At 55.2% G+C, this 19,062-nt stretch carries 16 protein-coding genes; 9 read left to right on the forward strand and 7 right to left on the reverse strand.

Features of this window, described 5'->3' with window-relative positions:
* Positions 1–121 precede the first annotated feature (121 nt).
* Positions 122–1,225: a polysaccharide pyruvyl transferase CsaB gene (gene csaB / locus ACAF76_RS15190; protein WP_400164244.1), complete on the forward strand. Its 1,104-nt coding sequence runs from the start codon at positions 122–124 to the stop codon at positions 1,223–1,225.
* 39 nt (positions 1,226–1,264) lie between these two features.
* Positions 1,265–2,116 carry a class I SAM-dependent methyltransferase gene (locus ACAF76_RS15195; protein WP_400164245.1) on the forward strand — a complete coding sequence of 284 codons (852 nt, stop codon included), beginning with the start codon at positions 1,265–1,267 and terminating at the stop codon, positions 2,114–2,116.
* A gap of 146 nt (positions 2,117–2,262) precedes the next feature.
* Here ACAF76_RS15195 and ACAF76_RS15200 read toward each other — a convergent pair whose 3' ends face one another.
* Positions 2,263–3,117 carry a manganese catalase family protein gene (locus ACAF76_RS15200; protein ID WP_400164246.1) on the reverse strand — a complete coding sequence of 285 codons (855 nt, stop codon included), beginning with the start codon at positions 3,115–3,117 and terminating at the stop codon, positions 2,263–2,265.
* A 122-nt stretch (positions 3,118–3,239) separates the two neighbouring features.
* Complete coding sequence (locus ACAF76_RS15205) at positions 3,240–4,874, reverse strand: oligosaccharide flippase family protein (RefSeq protein ID WP_400164247.1); 1,635 nt, start codon at positions 4,872–4,874, stop codon at positions 3,240–3,242.
* A gap of 185 nt (positions 4,875–5,059) precedes the next feature.
* Here ACAF76_RS15205 and ACAF76_RS15210 point away from each other — a divergent pair, with 185 nt between their 5' ends.
* Complete coding sequence (locus ACAF76_RS15210) at positions 5,060–6,436, forward strand: phenylacetate--CoA ligase family protein (protein ID WP_400164248.1); 1,377 nt, start codon at positions 5,060–5,062, stop codon at positions 6,434–6,436.
* Here ACAF76_RS15210 and murJ read toward each other — a convergent pair.
* Positions 6,411–7,937 (reverse strand): murein biosynthesis integral membrane protein MurJ, encoded by a 1,527-nt coding sequence (gene murJ / locus ACAF76_RS15215; protein WP_400164249.1) that lies wholly within the window; start codon positions 7,935–7,937, stop codon positions 6,411–6,413. The two genes, ACAF76_RS15210 and murJ, sit on opposite strands and share 26 nt — an antisense overlap.
* A 371-nt stretch (positions 7,938–8,308) precedes the next feature.
* Between murJ and ACAF76_RS15220 the strand changes: the two genes are divergently transcribed.
* Genes ACAF76_RS15220 through ACAF76_RS15230 form a run of 3 tightly spaced genes read left to right on the forward strand, consistent with a single transcriptional unit; the run spans position 8,309 to position 11,817 of the window.
* Positions 8,309–9,379, forward strand: coding sequence for an O-antigen ligase family protein (locus tag ACAF76_RS15220; RefSeq protein WP_400164250.1), 1,071 nt, complete (start codon positions 8,309–8,311; stop codon positions 9,377–9,379).
* A 4-nt stretch (positions 9,380–9,383) separates the two neighbouring features.
* On the forward strand, positions 9,384–11,009 hold the full coding sequence (locus ACAF76_RS15225; protein ID WP_400164251.1) for a hypothetical protein: 1,626 nt from the start codon (positions 9,384–9,386) through the stop codon (positions 11,007–11,009).
* Positions 11,002–11,817, forward strand: a complete 816-nt coding sequence (locus tag ACAF76_RS15230) for a hypothetical protein (protein WP_400164252.1) — start codon at positions 11,002–11,004, stop codon at positions 11,815–11,817. Before ACAF76_RS15225 ends, ACAF76_RS15230 begins: the two co-directional genes overlap by 8 nt.
* Positions 11,818–11,919: 102 nt before the next feature.
* On the opposite strand, the gene ACAF76_RS15235 is transcribed toward ACAF76_RS15230, so the two are convergent.
* The gene (locus ACAF76_RS15235) at positions 11,920–12,327 is read right to left on the reverse strand and encodes a VOC family protein (RefSeq protein WP_400164253.1); all 408 of its coding nucleotides are present in this window, start codon (positions 12,325–12,327) and stop codon (positions 11,920–11,922) included.
* Positions 12,328–12,476: 149 nt separating this feature from the next.
* Here ACAF76_RS15235 and ACAF76_RS15240 point away from each other — a divergent pair, with 149 nt between their 5' ends.
* On the forward strand, positions 12,477–13,235 hold the full coding sequence (locus ACAF76_RS15240; protein WP_400164254.1) for a stalk domain-containing protein: 759 nt from the start codon (positions 12,477–12,479) through the stop codon (positions 13,233–13,235).
* 101 nt (positions 13,236–13,336) lie between these two features.
* On the opposite strand, the gene ACAF76_RS15245 is transcribed toward ACAF76_RS15240, so the two are convergent.
* Positions 13,337–14,704, reverse strand: coding sequence for a glycosyltransferase family 4 protein (locus ACAF76_RS15245; protein WP_400164255.1), 1,368 nt, complete (start codon positions 14,702–14,704; stop codon positions 13,337–13,339).
* A gap of 167 nt (positions 14,705–14,871) precedes the next feature.
* Between ACAF76_RS15245 and ACAF76_RS15250 the strand changes: the two genes are divergently transcribed.
* Together ACAF76_RS15250 and ACAF76_RS15255 are read left to right on the forward strand one after the other, a co-directional pair.
* Positions 14,872–16,005, forward strand: coding sequence for a glycosyltransferase (locus ACAF76_RS15250; RefSeq protein ID WP_400164256.1), 1,134 nt, complete (start codon positions 14,872–14,874; stop codon positions 16,003–16,005).
* Between the two features lie 183 nt (positions 16,006–16,188).
* Positions 16,189–17,016 carry a M55 family metallopeptidase gene (locus ACAF76_RS15255; RefSeq protein WP_400164257.1) on the forward strand — a complete coding sequence of 276 codons (828 nt, stop codon included), beginning with the start codon at positions 16,189–16,191 and terminating at the stop codon, positions 17,014–17,016.
* A 97-nt stretch (positions 17,017–17,113) separates the two neighbouring features.
* Here the strand turns inward: ACAF76_RS15255 and ACAF76_RS15260 are convergent, their stop codons facing one another.
* Entirely contained in the window at positions 17,114–18,412 is a 1,299-nt protein-coding gene (locus ACAF76_RS15260) for a nucleotide sugar dehydrogenase (protein WP_400164258.1), read from the reverse strand.
* A gap of 229 nt (positions 18,413–18,641) precedes the next feature.
* Positions 18,642–19,052: a DUF350 domain-containing protein gene (locus ACAF76_RS15265; RefSeq protein WP_400164259.1), complete on the reverse strand. Its 411-nt coding sequence runs from the start codon at positions 19,050–19,052 to the stop codon at positions 18,642–18,644.
* Positions 19,053–19,062: the final 10 nt, after the last annotated feature.

A 19,062-nucleotide genomic window follows, 5' to 3' on the forward strand; every position in this document is an offset into this window, starting at 1 on the left:
GCCATGCTCGTCATGGGCGTGCTCTATTTGTTGTAGGCTTGCTTTACTTCCTATTGTTTACTCGATTATACTTGAGAATGTGTTTTTCCTGTACGTTTGATATAGAAAGAAGGTTCACTCCATGTCGCGAATTCTCATCTCCGGGTATTACGGCTTCAACAATGCCGGAGACGATGTGGTCCTGTACGGCATCATCAGCTCGCTGAAGCGGGAACAACCGAATATTTCCCTGGCTGTGCTCTCCAACCAGCCGGACCGGACTGCCGAGCTGTTCGGGATCGAGGCTTATGACCGCTGGAACCTGGGCACGATTTTCCGTGAACTGAAACGCAGCGACATGCTGGTGATGGGCGGCGGAACCTTGATGCAGGACGTGACCAGCCCGCGCAGTGTGCTCTACTATTTGGGCATCGTAATGATCGCCAAGCTGCTGGGCAAGCCTGTCGTCTTCTACGCGCAAGGATTTGGACCGATTCTCAAATCTCTTTCTCGCGCCATGATCAAGCAGGTGGTCAATCGGGTCGATGTGATTACCGTCCGCGATGAAGAGTCTGGCGAAGACTTCAAGGCGTGCGGCGTCAAACGCGCCCCGATTCACGTCACCGCCGATCCGGCATTGACGATTTTGCCGGAACAGGTCTCGGATGTCCGCGGCAAGGAACTGTTGCACGACTTGTTCGGCGAGCCGGACAAGCCCTTGGTCGCCATCTCCGTTCGGGACTGGAAGCAGGAGCAGCAGTTCAAGCAAAGCATTGCCAGAGCTGCCGACTGGTTTATCGAGCAGGGCTGGAACGTCCTGTTTCTGCCGATGCATTTTCCAAGCGACCTGGCACCTTCGCGGCACATAATCGAGCAGATGGAGCGAAAAGGCGCCAAGCTGCTGGATGTCCATGTCCCCTTCCATGATATCATGTCCGTGATCAAACAGTGCGACTACGTCGTCGGCATGCGCCTGCACTCGCTCATATTGGCGTGCATGCTGCGCATCCCGTTTACCGGGATTTCCTACGACCCGAAAATAGACCGGTTTGTCGAGCGTGCAGGTATGCCCAACGCCGGGCATATCACCCAACTGGACGCAGCTTCTTTCCTGTCGCTTTTGCAGGAGCGGCTGGCCGTACTCGACCAGGAACGGGAAGGCATCGCCAAACACGCCTTGCTTCTGGAACAGGAAGCGGCAAAAAGCAGCGAGTTGGTACTACAGGCACTGCGTCGAAAAGGCTGACCGCTGCTGCTACAAACCTCGGAAGAAAGGTTGGTTTCCATGTCCGTTTCGGCTCAACTGCTACTCCGGCTGAACCGCGTTTTTCCCCTGCCCGTCCATCCCTTCAACCTCGCCAACGACGGGCAGATGAGCTATACAGAATGGCAATTTCAAAAAGGGGATCAGACCATTCAGTTCTTCCTCCCCTTTCACTCGCAAGCAGAGATGTTTACCGGGAAAACGGTTCTCGACATCGGCTGCGGCGGTGGCGGCAAGACGTGCTACTACGCCACCTTCAAACCAAAGAGCATGATCGGCATTGACATCGTCCCGCATTACGCAGAAGAAGGGAATGCCTTCGCCAAGGAAAAAGGGCTGTCCGATGTCGTCTCCTTTATGACGCAGGACGCCGCCAACATGACGTTTGCGGACAACACCTTTGATACGATCATTATGAACGACGCCATGGAGCATGTCGGCGAGCCGGAAAAAACGCTGGAGGAATGTTTCCGCGTGCTCAAGCCGGGCGGCCATCTCTACATCAACTTTCCGCCCTATTACCATCCCTACGGCGCCCATCTCTCCGATGCGATCGGAATTCCGTGGGTACATGCTCTCTTCCCCGAACAGGCATTGATCCAGGCATACAAGCAGCTCGTACGTGACCTGCCAGACGGCGCTGACCGCATCTCGTTCCGCTTCAGCACTCAGCCGGATGGGCGCGAGACGATTTCCTACATCAACCAGATGACGATCAAACGCTTTCGGCGAATCCAGCAAGGGGTCAAGCATCCGGCTGTCTACGAACGGGAAGTTCCGCTGCGCAATCAGTTGAGCGCATTGGCCAAACTGCCCGGTCTGCGCGAATTTTTCGTCAAGATGGTCGTCTGTGTCTACCGAAAAGAACAGTAGGTTTGCTTGCAACAATAAAAAAGAAAGAGGATACCTGGGACGCTGCAAAAAGCTCCCGTGGTATCCTCTTTTGCTTTTCCCGGTATTTCTTTGCGCATTTTCACAGGTGTGCTGCGATCATATCGCTAGTGCTGCGTCTTTCGTGCCTACGCCTGGAGGTCGTACAGACCGGGACTGTGTTCATCAGGCAACTCCGGCAGGACGGGCACCGGGAAGCCTTCAGGCGGTGCGACAACCTGCAGCTCGCCACCATTTCGGCTCGGGGTCTGTCCGCTGAAAATTTCCGCGATGCGCGTCTGATCCAGCCGGAAATTAAACTGCGCATTGTGGAAGCCCATCTCCACGTACTTGCGGCACTCCGGATACTTGTTGATGTCGTAATTGGGCACAGGGAACAGCTTCCCCCAGTTGACCCCGAGCGTTTCCAGGGCTTTGGCAAACGCGTTCTGATGTGCATTATCCCGCACGATGAGAAAAGCCAGCGTCTCGCGGAATGTTTTGTTCGTGCTCATTTCGTAAATCCGCGATTTTTGCAGGACCCCCGTCGATTCCAGCACCAGGTTGTCCAACAGATTGGCAACGAGATTGCCGTGGTCGTAGACGTAGTTGCCCATCCACGGATTGCCGGCTGCGTCGACAGGCAGAGAGCTTTGGGCACCCATGATATAGTGATGCGGATTGGCATGCTTCACCGCCTGGTCGAGTGGCGCCTGATTTTCCCCTGCATTCCCGGGCATTCCGGCACCGCTTCCGGTCAGCAGTTGGTTGATCGTATGCTGGACGAGCTCAACATGGCTCAGCTCCTCCAAAAACACGCCGCGAATCAGGTCGCGGTACTGGATGGCCTGGCCGCGAAAGTTGTTGCTCTGGAAAAAGAACTGCATCATCGTGCGCATTTCCCCGAAGCGGCCGCCGAGTGTTTCCTGCATGACTTTGGCCGCTTGCGGGTCCGGCTCGTCCGGGACGATCAGGTTGATCAAGTCTTCTTTGTAGAAATACATCTCTTTTGCCTCCTGTGCAAACCAATTGATTGACTCGCCTTAGTTTGTTTCCAGGAATGGCAGGAAATGCATACATTTTTCCAACGGTCGAATTTCTTTGCTGTCCGCACCAGCCGAGTTTCTTACGAAGACTTGGAGGACGCCTGTTTTTTGCGGATCATGTTGCGAAACGCCAACAGCCTGCTCCCGCCCGGGAAATACTCCAGCTCCTTGTCCTCCACGAGCGGAATCAAGAGCAGCGAGCCCAAATAGACGACCATCCCGACGATTACACCGACTACCGTTTCAATCGCACCCGTCAGGCGCGGCTGCTCCCACGCAACGACATAGCCTGTCGCCTCGGTAGCTCCCCAAGCCAGGACGAGCATCAGATTGGCGATCAGCAGCGGGTGCAGCGTATCAAAGCGCCAATTGAGCTGCAGCGGAACCAGTCGCGTAATCGCCCGCATATTCAAAATGCAGACAAACGTCGTCGCGCACAGCCAGGAAAGGGACAGCCCGTCCATTCCGAGAAGCGAAGTAAACACAAGCGTTGTTGCGATCTTCACGATAACGCCGTACAGCAGATGGCGGGCCGGGATTTTTTCTTTGCCGACGCCCTGCAAAATGCCGTTGGTCGCCAGCAGCAGCGAAAGCGGTACGGCACTGACGCCAAGAATCGCCATCGCGCGCGTTCCTTCCATGTCGCCGTACAGAGCCAGATTCGCACCTTCGGCTACGGCCGTCAGACCGAGGCCAGCCGGCAAACCGATCAGCCAGGCAAAGCGAAGCGACAGCTTGGTCAAGGTCGCGACCCGCTCCTCGTCTCCGAGCCGTTTTGCCTCGGCAATCGCCGGTACGATCGAGAGCGCGATGGAAGAACCGAACAGGCTCGCCATCTGCAACAGCGGACCACCCCGACTGTAAATCCCAAACCAGGTATCCGCGGTCAGCCCATCCACGTCCCAGATTGTGCGGAAAATGTTGATGGCGAGAAATGAATCCGTCAGGCTGAAGATCGGAATGACCAAGGCGCTCAGGCAGATCGGCCAGGCGATGCGCCACATCAAGGCGAAGAAAGAACGGTCATACCACCAGTCCATCCGTCTCCAGGAAACATTGGAAAACACAGGGCTTTTGCGGTTGTGCAGCCACATCAGAAACATCAGAAAGCCAAGGCTTAAAAACGTGCTGATCATCGTCCCGAAGTTGACTCCGGTGATGACGGTATCCGTGTCTTCGCCGAGACTGACGAGGTACAGCGAGGCGATCAAAATAAAGGCGACCCGCAGTGTCTGCTCGACGATCTGCGACAAGCCTACGAACATCATTTTTTGATAGCCGTAAAAGAAACCGCGCAAGACGGCGATCAGCGGAACAAACAGCAGCGACAGGGATATCGCCCGGATCGGTTCGACCAGATGCAAGTTGCCCATCAGTCTGGCGATCAACGGGGAGCTGATGTAGAGGATCGCAAACAGCCCCAGGCCGATCGCTCCCATCATCACCATGCTGCGGGCGAGAATTTGCCCGATCGTCGCTTCCTTGCCCTCCGCAAGCGCCTCCGCAATCACTCTCGACAGAGCGACGGGAACACCCGCAGTCGCCAATACGAGAAACGTCAGGTACAGCGGATATACTTCCTGATACAAACCGAGTCCGCTATCCCCGACGATCTCTTGCAGCGGAATCCGGTAGAACATCCCGATTATTTTGGACAAAACCCCCGCTACCGCCAGTATCAGCGCCCCTGCGAGGAAATGACTTTTCTTTACCATGGGCTACTCCTTTTTTCATCCTGAATAGAAAGGCTCCATCAAACGAGCGTAACGCCCCTCCCTATCCTACTATCATTTGCCTGTTCCAGCAAACAGGTATAACGACGCAATCTGACAGGAATACTGGTGAAAACAGATTGCAACGACTTCTTAGAATCGTCTGGCGCAAACGAGGAGGATGGGACGTGCCCGTAACCGGTTTTTTGATCCGACATGTGCAATGGCCGCTGATGGAAAGATGGAAGAAAAACCGCACACGACAGTATATACGTGAACTGCGGCAGGGACAGAGCCTGCCGACCGAAGCACTGCAAGCAAGCCAGCGCGAAAAGCTGCGGACGTTGTTGGAACACGCCGTACACAACGTCCCGGCCTACGCTCCGTACGCCCAGGAGTGGCAGGAGAGCCATGACAATCCGGAAGCCTTTCTGCTGCGGCTGCCCATCCTGAGCAAATCGCGGTTTCGCCAAAACGCGGAACAATACATAGCGCAAAACGGCGACCGCTCCACCTTTATTCCCAACCGAACCGGCGGCTCGACAGGCGAGCCCGTCAGCTTTTATTTGGAACGGCCTGCTGTCGAGCAGTATGAAGCCGCCCGCTGGCTAGGCCTGTCCTGGCACGGCATCCAGATTGGCGACCCGTGCGTGATGATCTGGGGCTCTCCGCTGGAGCTGTCGCAGCATCAGCAAAAGCGGTATCGCTGGAAGGAACGCTGGCTGAAAAACCGGCTGATCATTCCCGCCTACGACCTGGACGAGCGCCGGCTGGATACGTATCTTCGGCTCATTCGGCGCTTTTCGCCCGTCTACCTGTACGGCTACACCTCGGCGCTGTATACTTTGGCCAGCATGATGCTGGAAAAAGGACTGACGCTCGATGTCCCGCTCAAAGCGGTCGTCTCGACAGCAGAGAGCCTGCACGAGCATCAGCGGGCTGTGATCGCACGCGCGTTCGCAGCTCCTGTCATCAACGAGTACGGAGCGCGCGACGGCGGGATTATCGCCTATCAGTGCCCCAGCGGGCGGATGCATGCCTTCAGTGAAAACTGCTATCTGGAGGTCGTCGATCCGATCAGCGGAATTCCTTTGCGCGCGGGCGAGACTGGACTGTTGCTGGTGACCGACCTGCACAACACGGTCATGCCCCGCTTGCGCTACCAGCTCGGCGACCTGATCGCCCTCTCCGCACAGACATGTGACTGCGGCATCGGCTATCCCCTGATCGAACATATTGACGGCAGGGAAGACGACATGTTCGTCTCGGAACACGGCACATTTGTGCACGGACATTACTTTAACCACATCATCCGCAACATGAGCAGCTTTCGCACCTTCCAAATCGTGCAGCACGAACGCCAGCGAGTCAGCCTGAAGCTGGTGAAGGAACCGAAAGTGTACCTGCCTGCGGAGGAAGCCCAACTTCTGGAGGGCATACGCGCCGCACTGGGCAACGTCGATGTCCAGGTCTCCTATGTGGAGCAAATTGCGCCCAGCGCATCTGGCAAATTCCGTTATGCGATCCGTGAGTTTCCGCTTACGACTGACCTTTTGCGCGAGTAAAGCGGCTGCGCAGCTTGTGCAGCAATTCGCCTGCAAGCGGCTCTCGCAGCAGGATGAGCGACAGACCGTACACAGCCGCGCCAAACCCGATCCCGACGACGAGATAAGCCCATAGCGGAAGTGACGAGAACCACGGATCGAGCAACAAAATCCCGGCGCCCATGACCGCACAGGCTGCCAAGGTTCTCGCTATCGTACGAAGAAAGCCCTTGTCTACGGGTATTCCCACAGCACGCCAGAGCAAGACAAAGAGCAGGATCGCCTGGCTGAAGGCAGAAACGGCGTTGGCGAGGGCGATCCCGCCATGTCCCATCAACGGGATCAGCAGCCAGTTGGTCAGCATGTAGATTCCGATCCCGACGACACCGATGGTCACCGGTGTCCGGGTGTTTTCCAGCGCGTAGAAAGCGCGTGTGAGCAAGTCGCGCGAAGCCAGCGCATACAGACCCAGTGCGTAAAATGGCAGGGCCCAGACTGTCAGGGCAACAGAGTGCTCGTCAAAAGCACCGCGTTCAAAAGCGAGCCGGATCACAGGCTCGGCGTAAAGGACAAGCCCTGCCGTAACGGGTACGAGCAAAATAAACAGATAGGCCAGTCCTTTTTGCAAAATGCCCTTCATCTCTGCCATTTCTCCCCGCTTCACGTGACTGGCCAGCAGCGGGAAAAGCGGCAAGGTAAAGGCACCGACAAAGATCGCCATCGGGATTTGGACGATCTGGTTGGCGTTCGCCAAGGCTGAAATCGCACCAGTGCCCGTCGATTCGGCAAAGCCGCGTTCGAGAAATGTAGTCGCCTGAGCTACGACAGCACCGATCATAATCGGCACGACTCGCTCGCCCATCCCCGCCAAGGCCTTGTCGTTTCGGTAGGCAAACGAAAGCTGATGCCGGTAGCCAAAACGGCGCAAGATCGGCAGCATGGTCAGCATCGCCGCCAAATAGCCGAGCGTCGTGGCGATAGCCAGTCCTGTCGGTCCGTACAGCGGCACGAGGATGTACATGCCGAGGATGACAACAGCTCCGTTGGCGACTGTGCCGAGCGTCGGCGTGAAAAAGTGCTGGTGCGCATTGCACACGCTCTGCCACAGTCCCGCCAGGCCGATGAAGACAGCAGACGGCCACATCCATCGCAGCATCTCTGCGGTCAGGTCGAGCTTGTCTCCCGTGAGTCCAAACAGCGCGGCGATCTGCGGGGCAAAAACGACTCCGAGTACGGCCACCGCCCCGAAGAAGCAAAGAATCATCGTCAGCATTTTATGGTAAAGCTCGCCAGTCCCTTGCCTGTTTTCCAGCAGTCCCCGCATCGTCGGGATCAGGACGGCATTGATCGCTCCCGGCACGACGAGGAACAAGGTCAGCGGTATGGTCGCAGCGATATTGAAGGCGTCTGCCTCCATTCCCGTACCGTACAAACTCGATACATAGACACTGCGGAAAAAACCTAGCAATCTTCCGATGAGCGTAAAGACGACGATCATGGAAGCGGTTTTGATCAGACTCATTTCGCAAATCTCCTATTCTGAAAGAAAACCTAAAACGGCGTAAACATACGAAAAGCACTTCGTTATCATATCTTATTTTTTCCCTTCCTACCAAGCACTTTCCCTCTTAACTTGCTACTCGGTTGTCAGATTCATTATAATGGGTAAGTTAATCCCGATACAGGAGGACGACAAATTCGATGAGAGAAACCGTGATAAAGTGGGGAAGCCAGTCTAATACCTGGCTCTACCTGTTACTAGCCTACCCGGTCATTGATTACGTGTTGCGAAACATTCTACCAATTCCCGTGATTTCTTCTTTTTGGGATGAGGGTTTGCTTATTGTGTTGCTGCTTTTCACCATGTTCGCCTTCCTTCAGGGAGACAGGCAGATGCCTGGCATCAAACATCTGCTGGCCGCTTTCTTTGTTCTCGGCGCGGCCCTGATGGTGTCTGACATGGCCAACTGGAAAGCGAGCGTGGAAGGATTCCGCGCTGTCTATCAGTATGTGCTGGCCTTTTTCATCGGCTTCTACTTGTTCAAGTCGACCGAACAACTGGAGCGTTTGCTGAAGGTCCTCGTGCTCGTCGGGTTTCTCGCCGGACTGGTCGGCGTCATGCAGGTAGTCATCGGGGTACAGACGCCGGGTGCCTGGGTACAGGAAGGCGAAGCGATCACGACACGCGCCTTTTCCTTCGTCACCAGTCCGAACGTGCTGGGCAGCTACATGGCCCTGATCGCTCCGCTCGCAGCAGGACTCGTCCTGAAAGCGACAAGCCGCAAGGAACAGCTTCTCTGGGTTGCCGTAACCGGGGTTACTCTGCTTGCACTCCTGCTTACCGCTTCGCGCGGAGCCTGGTTTGCACTCGCCTTTGCGCTGTTCGTCTGCTGCTACATATGGAGCAAAAAAATCGCAGCCATCCTGGTCGGCATCGGCGCGCTCGGCGTGGCGGGACTGTTCATGGTCCCGAACTCCGTACCCCTGATCGGATCAGTGAAAAACCGCATTTTCGGTCTGTTTACCCCCGAGTATTTCGCTTCCAGCATGCAGGCCGGGCGTCTGGAGCGCTGGGGCACAGCCTATGACAAGATGCGTATCGAACCGCTGTTTGGCGTAGGTCTCGGCCATCACGGCGGAGCTGTCGGTTCCCGTCACTTCGGTACGATCTACTCAGACAGCTACTTCTTCAAAAGTTTGGCGGAGTTCGGACTGATCGGGATTATTCTGCTGATTGCCGTTATCTTTGTGATGATGCGCTACAGCATCCGCGTAATCCGCGAGTCGAAGAACTCTCCTTCTTTCTTCCTGCTCTTGGGGCTATTCGGCGGGCTGTTCGCGGTCGCCATGCACAATTTTGTGGAAAACATTTTCGAGGTGCCGTTCATGGCTCTCTACTTCTGGCTGTTCTGCGGTTTATTCAGCGCATTGTACGTCGAACAGACTCTGACAAAAAAGGGGTGAGCTCATGCGCCGCAATCCTGTAGTTTCAACGATAAGCTGGGCGTTGTTCGCCATCGCTCTGTTACTGATCTACCATCTGCTCGTCAAACCAGCCTTTCTCGACCTGACCTGGATCGCCCTGTTGGTGTTCCTGCCGCTGCTCGCCTTCTGCTACTACGTCGTGCACCCGAGCGAACGGCGCCAGGTGATCGTCTTTACCATTGCCTTCTTGCTGCTGGATCGCTCCCTGACCCGCGTGGACGTGAAAACGACAGCCGCGCTGCTGATCGGCGGAGCCATCGCCGTGATCGTCATCGCCCTGCTCGCCAAGTGGTACGGGCGCTTGTCCTGGAAAGCAGTCGGAGCCCTGGTGATCGTTGCCCTTTTGGCAAATACAACCTTTCATCGCGATACATTGACGGCATTGAGCCATTTCACCGTGACTCACCAGACCGACCGGCTATACAACGGAGAGTGGGTCGACTATTTCCCGATTACCCTCTACGACGTAAATCAAGACGGAAAAATGGAAATTATCACCTACGGGAACGCAGAGGAGCTTCCTTTGCCGGAAACCGTGGAACGTCCGGAGACGGAGGAAGAGAAAAAGGCGTTTGCTGAAAAGCTGACGCATCTGCAGACAGAGCCGCTTTCCCTCTACGTGCTGAGCTGGCAGGACGGCGAGCTTGTCCGCTTGCCAAACGACGAGATTCCTGCCGATACGCTGCAGCGAATCAAAGAGCAAATGCCAACGGATTATCCCGGTTTCCCGTATTACACGATGAAGGATGACCAGTTGATCCCGAACGTGCAGCGCCAGCCGTACGCGGAAGGCATGCTGCAAATCGGGACTGCGCCGTACCGCGCCTTTATGCTGGACATGGCCAACATCGCCAACCTTCTGGAAGATAGTGAAGGCAGCATGGATGTTCGGCACGAATTGGGCAGCAAGTACAAGGATTTGCACATCAAGGACGGCATGCTGACCGGTTCGTACGACGGACAGCCGTTTAGCGGACCTACCGACGCGACCAAAATTCTCACGACGATGATGCTGCCGGACGGACGCGAAGGGCTGATGATCATGGGCCAGCATCTCGGCGTCATCGTCGTCGAGGCAGACGGCAGCATTCGCGAAGCGTACACGCTGACGCGCAATGAAGCTGAACTGGCGACCGCAGAGTTCATCCCGGCCGACATCGACAACGACCAGGTCGACGAGCTGCTGTTGGCGGGCAAGCCGTCCTATATCCTCAAGCCGACGCCGGAAGGTACGTGGGACATCATCTGGGCAAGCGCGGAAAACGATCCGAGCTTCCGCTTCTCCAACTTCGCCGCTGTAGGCGGCGGACAGCCGGAAATCATCGCCAAGGCAAAAAGCTGGGTAAGCACCACAGACAGCCGCTACCTGAGCGGATATGATTACACCCCGGAAGGCTTGAAGCAAAACTGGCGGATTTACCTGCCACTGATCAACGTCCAGGTGGGCGATGTCGATGGCGACCAGGAAAATGAAATTGTCGCGACGATTTACAACACGCATCGCATCCTGGTGTTCAAAAAGCACAATATCCCCGTCTTTCCGCTGACGATTGCGCTGTTTGTCGGGCTTTTGGGATATGCGGTCGTAAGGAGGGTACGTCATGCGTAAGCAAAACAAATGGGCTGCCTTGCTTGGTGCGCTTTGTGCCGCTGCTCTGCTCGGCGGATGCACGTACGAGTCAGGACCCAAGGAGTTTGGCTCCACCAACTTCAATACGACGCCGCAAGCACCGCCGGAAGGGCTGACGGAATCTCCGCGGGAATGGCTGGAAGTCGCTCTGGAAAAGGGACGGACCGACCCGGAGGCGCAAAAATACTGGTACAAGGGACATGTCAAAAACCAGATTTTGGCCCGCTCGGTAACGAGCATGTTCAACGGTGCCGTCATCAACGAAAAAGGCTACAACGTCGATGCGCGGATCGCCGCCCAGCCCTACCAGTACTACCGGATCGACAACAAGCACTTCATCCGGGCGAAAGACTACTGGGTGACAGCGCGTGACGAGCCGCTTGCCTTCGACGTGCTGGCTGGCTTTGAAGACTGGCTGCCGTTTATGGACCAGGCCGTTCAGATCGAAGATGACAAGGTGTACGGTACGGAGACGGCAACCTTCCAGTTGAGGATCACCGGAGCCGAATGGCTGGCAAAAAGCCAAAGCCCGCTGTTTGAGCCACTGCGCCAGCAGTTGGGAGAGCGGCCGGATCTGGAGTACATTTTGCGTGAGTCGACGATCAAGACCACGTTCTGGATCGGCAAGGAAGACCGCTTGATCCATCAGTACGAGACGTGGATTATCCTGCCTTTGCCTGCCGCCGGAACGCTCGATCAGCAAGTGCTGTTCCAGTTGTACAAATACGACGACCCGGGGATCGAGATCAAAGACCCGGCAGAAGTCGAAAGGTATTTGCTGTATTAAAAAACGAGAAGAACGAGAAAGACCGCCCTGCTTGCCAAAAAGCACGGACGGTCTTTTTTTGCGTACTGATCCGAAAAAACACAGCTTATCCGATGTATCCCATCACGCTTGCAAGCTCAACTGCCAGGATACGCCGTAGCGATCTTGCACCCAGGTAAATCGTGGAGAGAAGGGATACTCCCCGAGGGGCATGAGTGTGAAGCCTCCTTGCGACAGCTGTTCAAATGCCCGGTCTACTTCCTCCGCTGAATCGCAGATCACAAACAGCGAAAATGCCGGCGTAAACGTGAAGTTATGCTTGATGTGGCTGTCGATGCACATAATCATCTGGCCCTTTATCGAAAATACTGCCTGCATGACCGTCCCTTCTCTGTCAGGCTCGTCTGCTCCATAACGCGTGATGCTGACGATTTCCGAGCGGGGAAACAGCGATGTGTAAAACGTCATGGCCTCTTCTGCTACTCCTTCGAACATCAAAAACGGAAACACCTGATGATTTGATCCAGTCATTTCGTTCATCCTTTCCACTGCAGTCTTTTGGTTTACTGTTTGCAAGCAGGCATGACATCATCCAGTATCGGCAAAAAATTGCACGAACGATCGCACAACATTACCTGTCTTTGCAACATTCCTCCTTTTTCTGAAAGGGAGAGAGACAGATGAAAGTATCAAAAACGGTTCTGCTTGCAAGTCTGACGGGAGTGTTGATGTGCACTGCAGGGATGCTTGCTGGAAACGACGGCGCACTGGCGAAAAAGGCGTCGGAAGCAATCCGTGTGAACTACGCCAACATCAAGCTGTTTATCAATGGAAAAGAGATCAAGACGAGTGCAGAGCCGTTTACGTATAACGGCAATGTCTATGTTCCTGCCGCAACGATTGCAAACATGTTCGGCATCGGCCAAGAGTGGGATAACAGCACCCCTGCCGTCCGTTTCGAGGGCCTGGACCGGGTGACGAGCTCACCGCAGTACATGGGCATGCTGGCGCGCCAGAGCTATCCATATCCGCTGGATTACGTGTACTCGCTGCGCTGGGGTTCCAACGGCAATTTCGATTCGGTCATCAATGTCGTAAACGGCAAACAAATCCCGCTTCCGAAGATGGAGAGTACCGGCACTCTACGGGAAATTTCGAGGATCGTACACGCCGATATGTTCTATATGCTGGAAACCAATTCCCAAGGGACGTTTATCAACGGCTACAAGATCGACAAGGTGGAGAGCGAGATTGCGAAAGTGTTTTCGCGACAGATCGAGCCCGTTACCGGCACGCTTTCGTTCAACGAAGCGACGCGGGAATTTACCGAGAAAATCTACCAATCTGTCGACGGCAAGGCGAAGCTGGTCGGGGTAAAAGTGTATCAGATCGATTGGGACAACGTGATCACAAAGACAGAGGAATTGCTTGGGCAATAGCCTGCTGTGGGAGAACCCCCATAGCGAGACAAAAAACGTGGCGTCACGCGCAGCACCGGCTGCCTGTCGCCACGTTTTTGTATATCGGTTGGCCAAGTGAATCAGCCGATCAACTCGTCCATCAATTGCGCCAGCTGTCTCGCCTGCTCGCGCCGTTCGTAGCGCTTGACCCGCTCGGCAAAGTCTGTACCGCGCTCTGCGTCCTGCGTCTCCCCTTTTTCCTTCCACTCCCGGTACAGGTCCAGGTACGCCAGCTTGATCGCGTCCTTGTCTTCCGGATCAGCCACTTGCCCCAAACGGAACTGCTGGATGATCTCGGTCGCCTCCCCTGCCTTGTTGAGTGCGAGAATCGGCTTTCCAATGCCCATGTATTCGTACAGCTTGCCCGGGATGTAGGCACCTGCGTCCGCGGAGACGTCTCCGATCAACAAAAGCGCGTCCGCCCCTTTCATCAAGCCGAGCGCCTGCTGGTGCGGCAGGTTGCCCAATACACGAACCTGCTCGCCCAGTCCGAGCCGCTCCACACAGTCGCGGTTCTCCGAGTAGCCGGGATAATCGAAAACTCCGGCAAAGCTGAGCAGTACGTCGTCGGGATCGATCTGTCCTTCGTCGATCAGTTCGCGAATCGCTTGCAGCAGCAGGCGCGGGTTGCGCTTCTGGTACAAGATACCAGCGTAGACGGCGTGGAATTTCTCGGGGACGGCTTGGCTTGGCTGCAAATCGGCAAAATCGGCCTGGTCAAAGCCGTTGTAGATCAACTCCATCCGCTTGATGCGGTTGCCATGCTTTTTCCGGAAGTTCTCCGCAAACGTAGCCGTCACGGTCGTAATCGCATCCGCATCGGCCATCACCCTCGCCTCCATCCGCTCTTCCAACCGTTCTCTCCAGGCAATACCCGAGTTGTGCATGTTTTGCGTCCACGGATCGCGGAAGTCGGCCACCCATTTACAGCCTGCTTCATGCGCTAGCTGGCGAGCGACCAGATGGTTGGTAACAGGGCCGGAGGTCGAGAAAATGACGTCGATCTGTTCGCGCCGGATAATCTCCCGCCCCAGCCGGATCGCTCCCGGCAGCCAGAGAATCTGGTCATCCGGGATTAACAGATACGGCTTGATGCCTTTGAGAAACTGAAAAAGCTGTTGTTTCAATACGCTTTTCAAAGAAGCGCGAGGTGGTGTCGCCGCTTCTTTCACTGCCGAAGCCGTCGCAGGCTTTGTTTGCGCCTGGGCTGAAGCGCCTCGTCCGGGCAGCACAGGCAGTTCCTTTGCCCGATAGACAGAGACGTCCTTCGGCAATTGCGCGAGGAGAGACGGGTCCAGTGTCGCATGATACGTGGGGTCGACGGTCAGGACATGAACATTCCATCCAAACTCCCCCAAATATTTCGCCATTTTCAAAGGACGGGGCACGCCACCGCCGCCAATAGGCGGAAAAATATAACAAATGATCAACACGTTCTTTGCTTTCATCAAAATACCTTCCTCATCCAAAACATTGCTACGCTACGGCAAAAAGCCCGGCCCAGCGCCATTTGCGTACAACCTACACGATACCACAAGTGGCGTCTTATTGCGAATATACCAGCCATCTGCTATAGTGAAAATGGCTTTGTAACTACGATTCGGGTGAATAGTACATGAACAAATTACGAATCCTCCACGTGATTGGCGGAGGGGAATTTGGCGGCGCTGAACAGCATATTCTGCATCTCGTCACCACATTCCCGTCCGATGAAGTGGAGGTAGCAGTGGTCTGCTTTTACGACTCTCTTTTTGCTGACAAGCTCAGAGAGGCGGGAATTCACGTTATCACGCTGCATCAGTTTGGGCGGTTTGATTTGCGTCTCTTGCAGGCATTGCGGCAAACCTTTCTTTCGTTTCAGCCAGACGTTATCCATACGCACGGGATCAAGGCGAATTTCTTTTCCAGACTCGCTGCCTTGTCGCTGGGTGTGCCGCTTGTGACGACGGTGCACAGCTCGCTTCGCTATGACTACAGCGGTTCGCTCACCTACCTGATCGTCAGTATGATGGAAAAAAGCACGCGCCACCTGAACAGGCATTTTATCGCCATCAGCGGGGCATTGGCTGACATTATGCGCGAGCAGGGCGTACCTGCCGACAAAATCAGTGTTATTTACAACGGCACGGATCTCGCCCCCTATCGCCAGGTCCATCTGCGGGAAGCGGACAGAAGCAGACTGCGCAAGGAATGGGATATACCGGAGGAAGCCTTTTTGTTTGGGACGGTAGCCCGGTTTGTCCCGGTCAAAGGCTTGCCCATCCTGCTCGACGCGTACGCACAGCTTGCCGCTGAGCATGAGCATGCTCCCTATCTGGTTCTCGTCGGGGACGGGCCGGAACGAGCACTCCTGGAGGAAAAGGTGCAGGAATACGGTCTGCAAAGCCGGGTACGCTTTGCCGGATTTCGCCAGGACATTCCCGCCTGCTTGCATGCCTGTGACGCCTTTGTTCACTCTTCGCTGTACGAGGGGCTGGGTTATACGATCATCGAAGCGATGGCATCCGAAGTTCCCGTCGTGGCGAGCCACGTGGGCGGAGTGAAGGAATTTGTCTTCGAGGAACAGACGGGACTGGTCGTCCCCCCCGGCGACGCTTCCGCCTTGTGCAAGGCGATGGAACGCCTCTGGCAGTCTCCCGCCCTGCGTGATACGCTGGCAAAACAGGCTCTGGACAAAGTGGAAAGCTCCTTTACGATCGAACAGATGACGAGGCGCATTTTGGCCTTGTACAAAAAGATCCTCTCCTGAAAAAGCACGGCATGTACGCCACCAGGCACTTGTCGTGCTTTTTCATTGTTGTTGCCGTTGTTGCCGAATCGAAGCATAGGCTCTACAATAGGGAAGAAGCATGTGGAAGGCAACATCGTTTTTTTTTGCTTGCAAGTGACACAATTTTTTGAAAAGAGCAGTCGTGAAAGGTTGGGTAGGGCAATGAAACTTTTTCTCTCGGTAGACATGGAAGGCATTTCGGGAATCGTCGACACTACGTACATCAATCCTGATGCGGGAAACAACTACCAGCGTGGCCGCCAGTTTATGACGGACGACGCCAATGCAGTCATCGAAGCGGCTTTGGAGTGGGGTGCCAAAGAAATTTTCGTGGCGGACAGCCATAACACGATGAACAACATCCTGTGGGAAGCGTTGCACCCCAAAGCGCGGCTTTTGGCAGGTTCCCCCCGGGATCACTCGATGGTGCACGGACTGGATGACAGCTTTGATGCGGCACTGTTTATCGGCTACCACACCAGGCAAGGAGTGCCCGGCGTCCTCAGCCATACGATGTCGAACGTGATCCGCAATCTGTACATAAACGGACGCGTTGTCGGGGAGTTCGGCTTCAACGCGGTCTTTGCCGGCATGTACCAGGTTCCGGTCATCATGGTATCGGGCGACAATCTGATTGCCGAAGAAGCGCGTGATTTGATTCCCGGAATCAGCACGGCAGTGGTCAAAGAGGCTGTCTCCCGCACTGCCGCCATCTGTCTGTCCCGCGAGGAAGCGACAGCGGAGTTGAAACAAAAGACGAAAGCCGCTCTCTCCTCGCTCAACCAGATCGCGCCGCTGCGAATGGCGCAGCCGCTGGAGATGGCGATTGAGTTTTCCCACGCAGGCCAGGCGGAAATGGCAGCCATCGTCCCCGGTACGCGCTATGAACAGGAAACGAACACTGTCATCTACACTCCGGCTGATCAGCAGGACATGTACAAAACGATGCGCGCCATGCTCAATCTCGCCGGTACTGCGGAATTCTTTTAACGGTACGTACTGTCTGCGTACAGGATTCGCAGGCCTGCCGCGTTTGGCAGCAAAAAACCCTCTACAAATCATTGTAGAGGGTTTCCTGTTCCATCTATCAGATGCGCACCACTTTTACGGAGCCATCCAGCTCGCGTGGAATGCGGTTTTTCGTATCGACCAATACAGCAGAGGCGGCCATTTGCTTGACCAGAGCAGTCCAGTCCATCTCGGCGAACTCTTTTTGCACGGCGGTCAAGAACAGGGCGTCTGCTCCCCGTACGGCATCCTCGAGGCTGTCTGCCTTGTGTCCGTAGCTCGTAGGGACAGCCGGGTCGTACGAGACCACTTCTACGCCTTTTTCCAGCAGGCGTGCAATCAGATCATGCACCGGGCTCACCCGGTCATCGTTGGAGAAGTCCTTCATTGCCAGGCCGAGGACAGCTACCTTGCTGCCGCGCAAGTTCTTGCCTTGCTCCTGCAACGCCTGCTCCAGCATGCCGACCAGCACGTCTGGAACGCCATCGTTGATCTGGCGCGCCTGTTGCAACAGTTGCAAGCCTACGCCGAGCTCCTGTGCTTTTGGCTGCAGGTAGTAGAGGGCGTTTGGCAAACAAAAGCCGCCTACGCCTGGGCCCGGTGTCAAAAGATTTACCCGCGTGTGGGTGTTGGCCACCTTGATCAGTTCAAAGGTGTCGATGCCGAATGCCTCGGCAAAGCGGGCAAATTCCTGAACCATGGCGATATTGACGTCACGCTGGATGTTTTCGATCACCTTGGCTGTTTCGACGATGCGAATCGAAGAAATCGTCACATCCGTCTCGCTGATAAAGGAAAGCAGCTCCTCGCCTTTTTTGGCGCTCTCCTCATTCAGTCCGCCGAGCACGAGCGGCATCTTGATGAACTCTTCGAAAGCTCGTCCTTCCGCAATGCGCTCGGAGCAGTAGGTCAGGTAAAAGTCTTTCCCGGCGGCAAGTCCGCTTACTTCTTCGAGAATCGGCAAAATGACCTCTTCGGTCGTCCCCGGCACGACTGTGCTGCGGATCATCACCGTGTCGCCCTTTTTCAGTACGCTTCCGAGCGACTGGGCACAGCTTTTCAGCGGGCCTAAGTCAGGATCGCCATTGTGTACCGGCAAGCCTGCCGTGACGATGTACGCATTGACATGCGCTGCTGCCTCTTCATAGGAAGTTGTCGCGCGAAAACGCCCCGCATCCAGTTGCTCGCGCAAAATTTCCGGCAATGTTTTCCCCTGATAGGACTCCAAATGATGGGATCGTCCCGCGTTGATCTCTTCGACGACATGCGGTGCGATATCGATTCCGATGACGCTTGCTCCCTTCATCGCGTAGGTTAGCGCCAGCGGCAAACCGACAAATCCCAATCCTACTACAGCAACGCGTACAGGTTGAGTCATGTATATCTCCTCTTTCACATCTCTATTCGCTTTCCATTCCTGGCACGATCTGATTACATCAAATAATATACTCCTGCAACGACAAACAGCGCGCAGCAAACAATGAGGACCTTATACAAGGTTTCCAAGGAAAACTCCTCCTCGTCCATTGAAGTCTACCTTCACTCTCTGCCAAGGCTCTATTATACTCCCGTTTGTACAGCGCATCAACCAGGGGGACACGCCTCCCCTAGCGAATCAGGCTGGCCCCGATAATATAGGAGAAGCCGACGGAGATCGTCAGCGCGATAAAACCGATTGCCTTGTTGCCTTTGGCGATCTCTTCGTCGATCCGGTAGCCTGGAGTCATAAACTCGAAGATAAAGTAACTGACCAGCAGCAGGAAAAAACCGAATGTTCCCCAAAGCAGCACCTGCCCGATCGAATCATGCTGCTGGATCGAAAAGCGGAAGACATTGGCAATCCCGAAAATTTTTCCTCCGGTGGCCATGGCGACAGCGACATTTCCCCGTTGCAGCTCTGTCCAGACCTTGTATCGCGTCACCATCTCAAAAATCGTGAGGAACAAAACGATTGCCAATCCTGTCACGGCAAAAAAGGCTGCCGTCGCAAAGTACGGATTGTGTAGAAGCCCCTCCATGTTTTTTCCC

It is taken from the genome of Brevibacillus sp. TJ4 (assembly GCF_044627595.2).
In the GTDB taxonomy this organism is placed as follows: Bacteria; Bacillota; Bacilli; order Brevibacillales; family Brevibacillaceae; genus Brevibacillus.

Coding starts and splice junctions, on each gene's coding strand:
- csaB (WP_400164244.1), top strand. CDS start 122: ATGTCGCGAATTCTCATCTCCGGGTATTACGGCTTCAACAATGCCGGA.
- ACAF76_RS15195 (WP_400164245.1), top strand. CDS start 1,265: ATGTCCGTTTCGGCTCAACTGCTACTCCGGCTGAACCGCGTTTTTCCC.
- ACAF76_RS15200 (WP_400164246.1), bottom strand. CDS start 3,117: ATGTATTTCTACAAAGAAGACTTGATCAACCTGATCGTCCCGGACGAG.
- ACAF76_RS15205 (WP_400164247.1), bottom strand. CDS start 4,874: ATGGTAAAGAAAAGTCATTTCCTCGCAGGGGCGCTGATACTGGCGGTA.
- murJ (WP_400164249.1), bottom strand. CDS start 7,937: ATGAGTCTGATCAAAACCGCTTCCATGATCGTCGTCTTTACGCTCATC.
- ACAF76_RS15220 (WP_400164250.1), top strand. CDS start 8,309: ATGCCTGGCATCAAACATCTGCTGGCCGCTTTCTTTGTTCTCGGCGCG.
- ACAF76_RS15225 (WP_400164251.1), top strand. CDS start 9,384: ATGCGCCGCAATCCTGTAGTTTCAACGATAAGCTGGGCGTTGTTCGCC.
- ACAF76_RS15230 (WP_400164252.1), top strand. CDS start 11,002: ATGCGTAAGCAAAACAAATGGGCTGCCTTGCTTGGTGCGCTTTGTGCC.
- ACAF76_RS15235 (WP_400164253.1), bottom strand. CDS start 12,327: ATGACTGGATCAAATCATCAGGTGTTTCCGTTTTTGATGTTCGAAGGA.
- ACAF76_RS15240 (WP_400164254.1), top strand. CDS start 12,477: ATGAAAGTATCAAAAACGGTTCTGCTTGCAAGTCTGACGGGAGTGTTG.
- ACAF76_RS15245 (WP_400164255.1), bottom strand. CDS start 14,704: ATGAAAGCAAAGAACGTGTTGATCATTTGTTATATTTTTCCGCCTATT.
- ACAF76_RS15250 (WP_400164256.1), top strand. CDS start 14,872: ATGAACAAATTACGAATCCTCCACGTGATTGGCGGAGGGGAATTTGGC.
- ACAF76_RS15255 (WP_400164257.1), top strand. CDS start 16,189: ATGAAACTTTTTCTCTCGGTAGACATGGAAGGCATTTCGGGAATCGTC.
- ACAF76_RS15260 (WP_400164258.1), bottom strand. CDS start 18,412: ATGACTCAACCTGTACGCGTTGCTGTAGTAGGATTGGGATTTGTCGGT.
- ACAF76_RS15265 (WP_400164259.1), bottom strand. CDS start 19,052: ATGGAGGGGCTTCTACACAATCCGTACTTTGCGACGGCAGCCTTTTTT.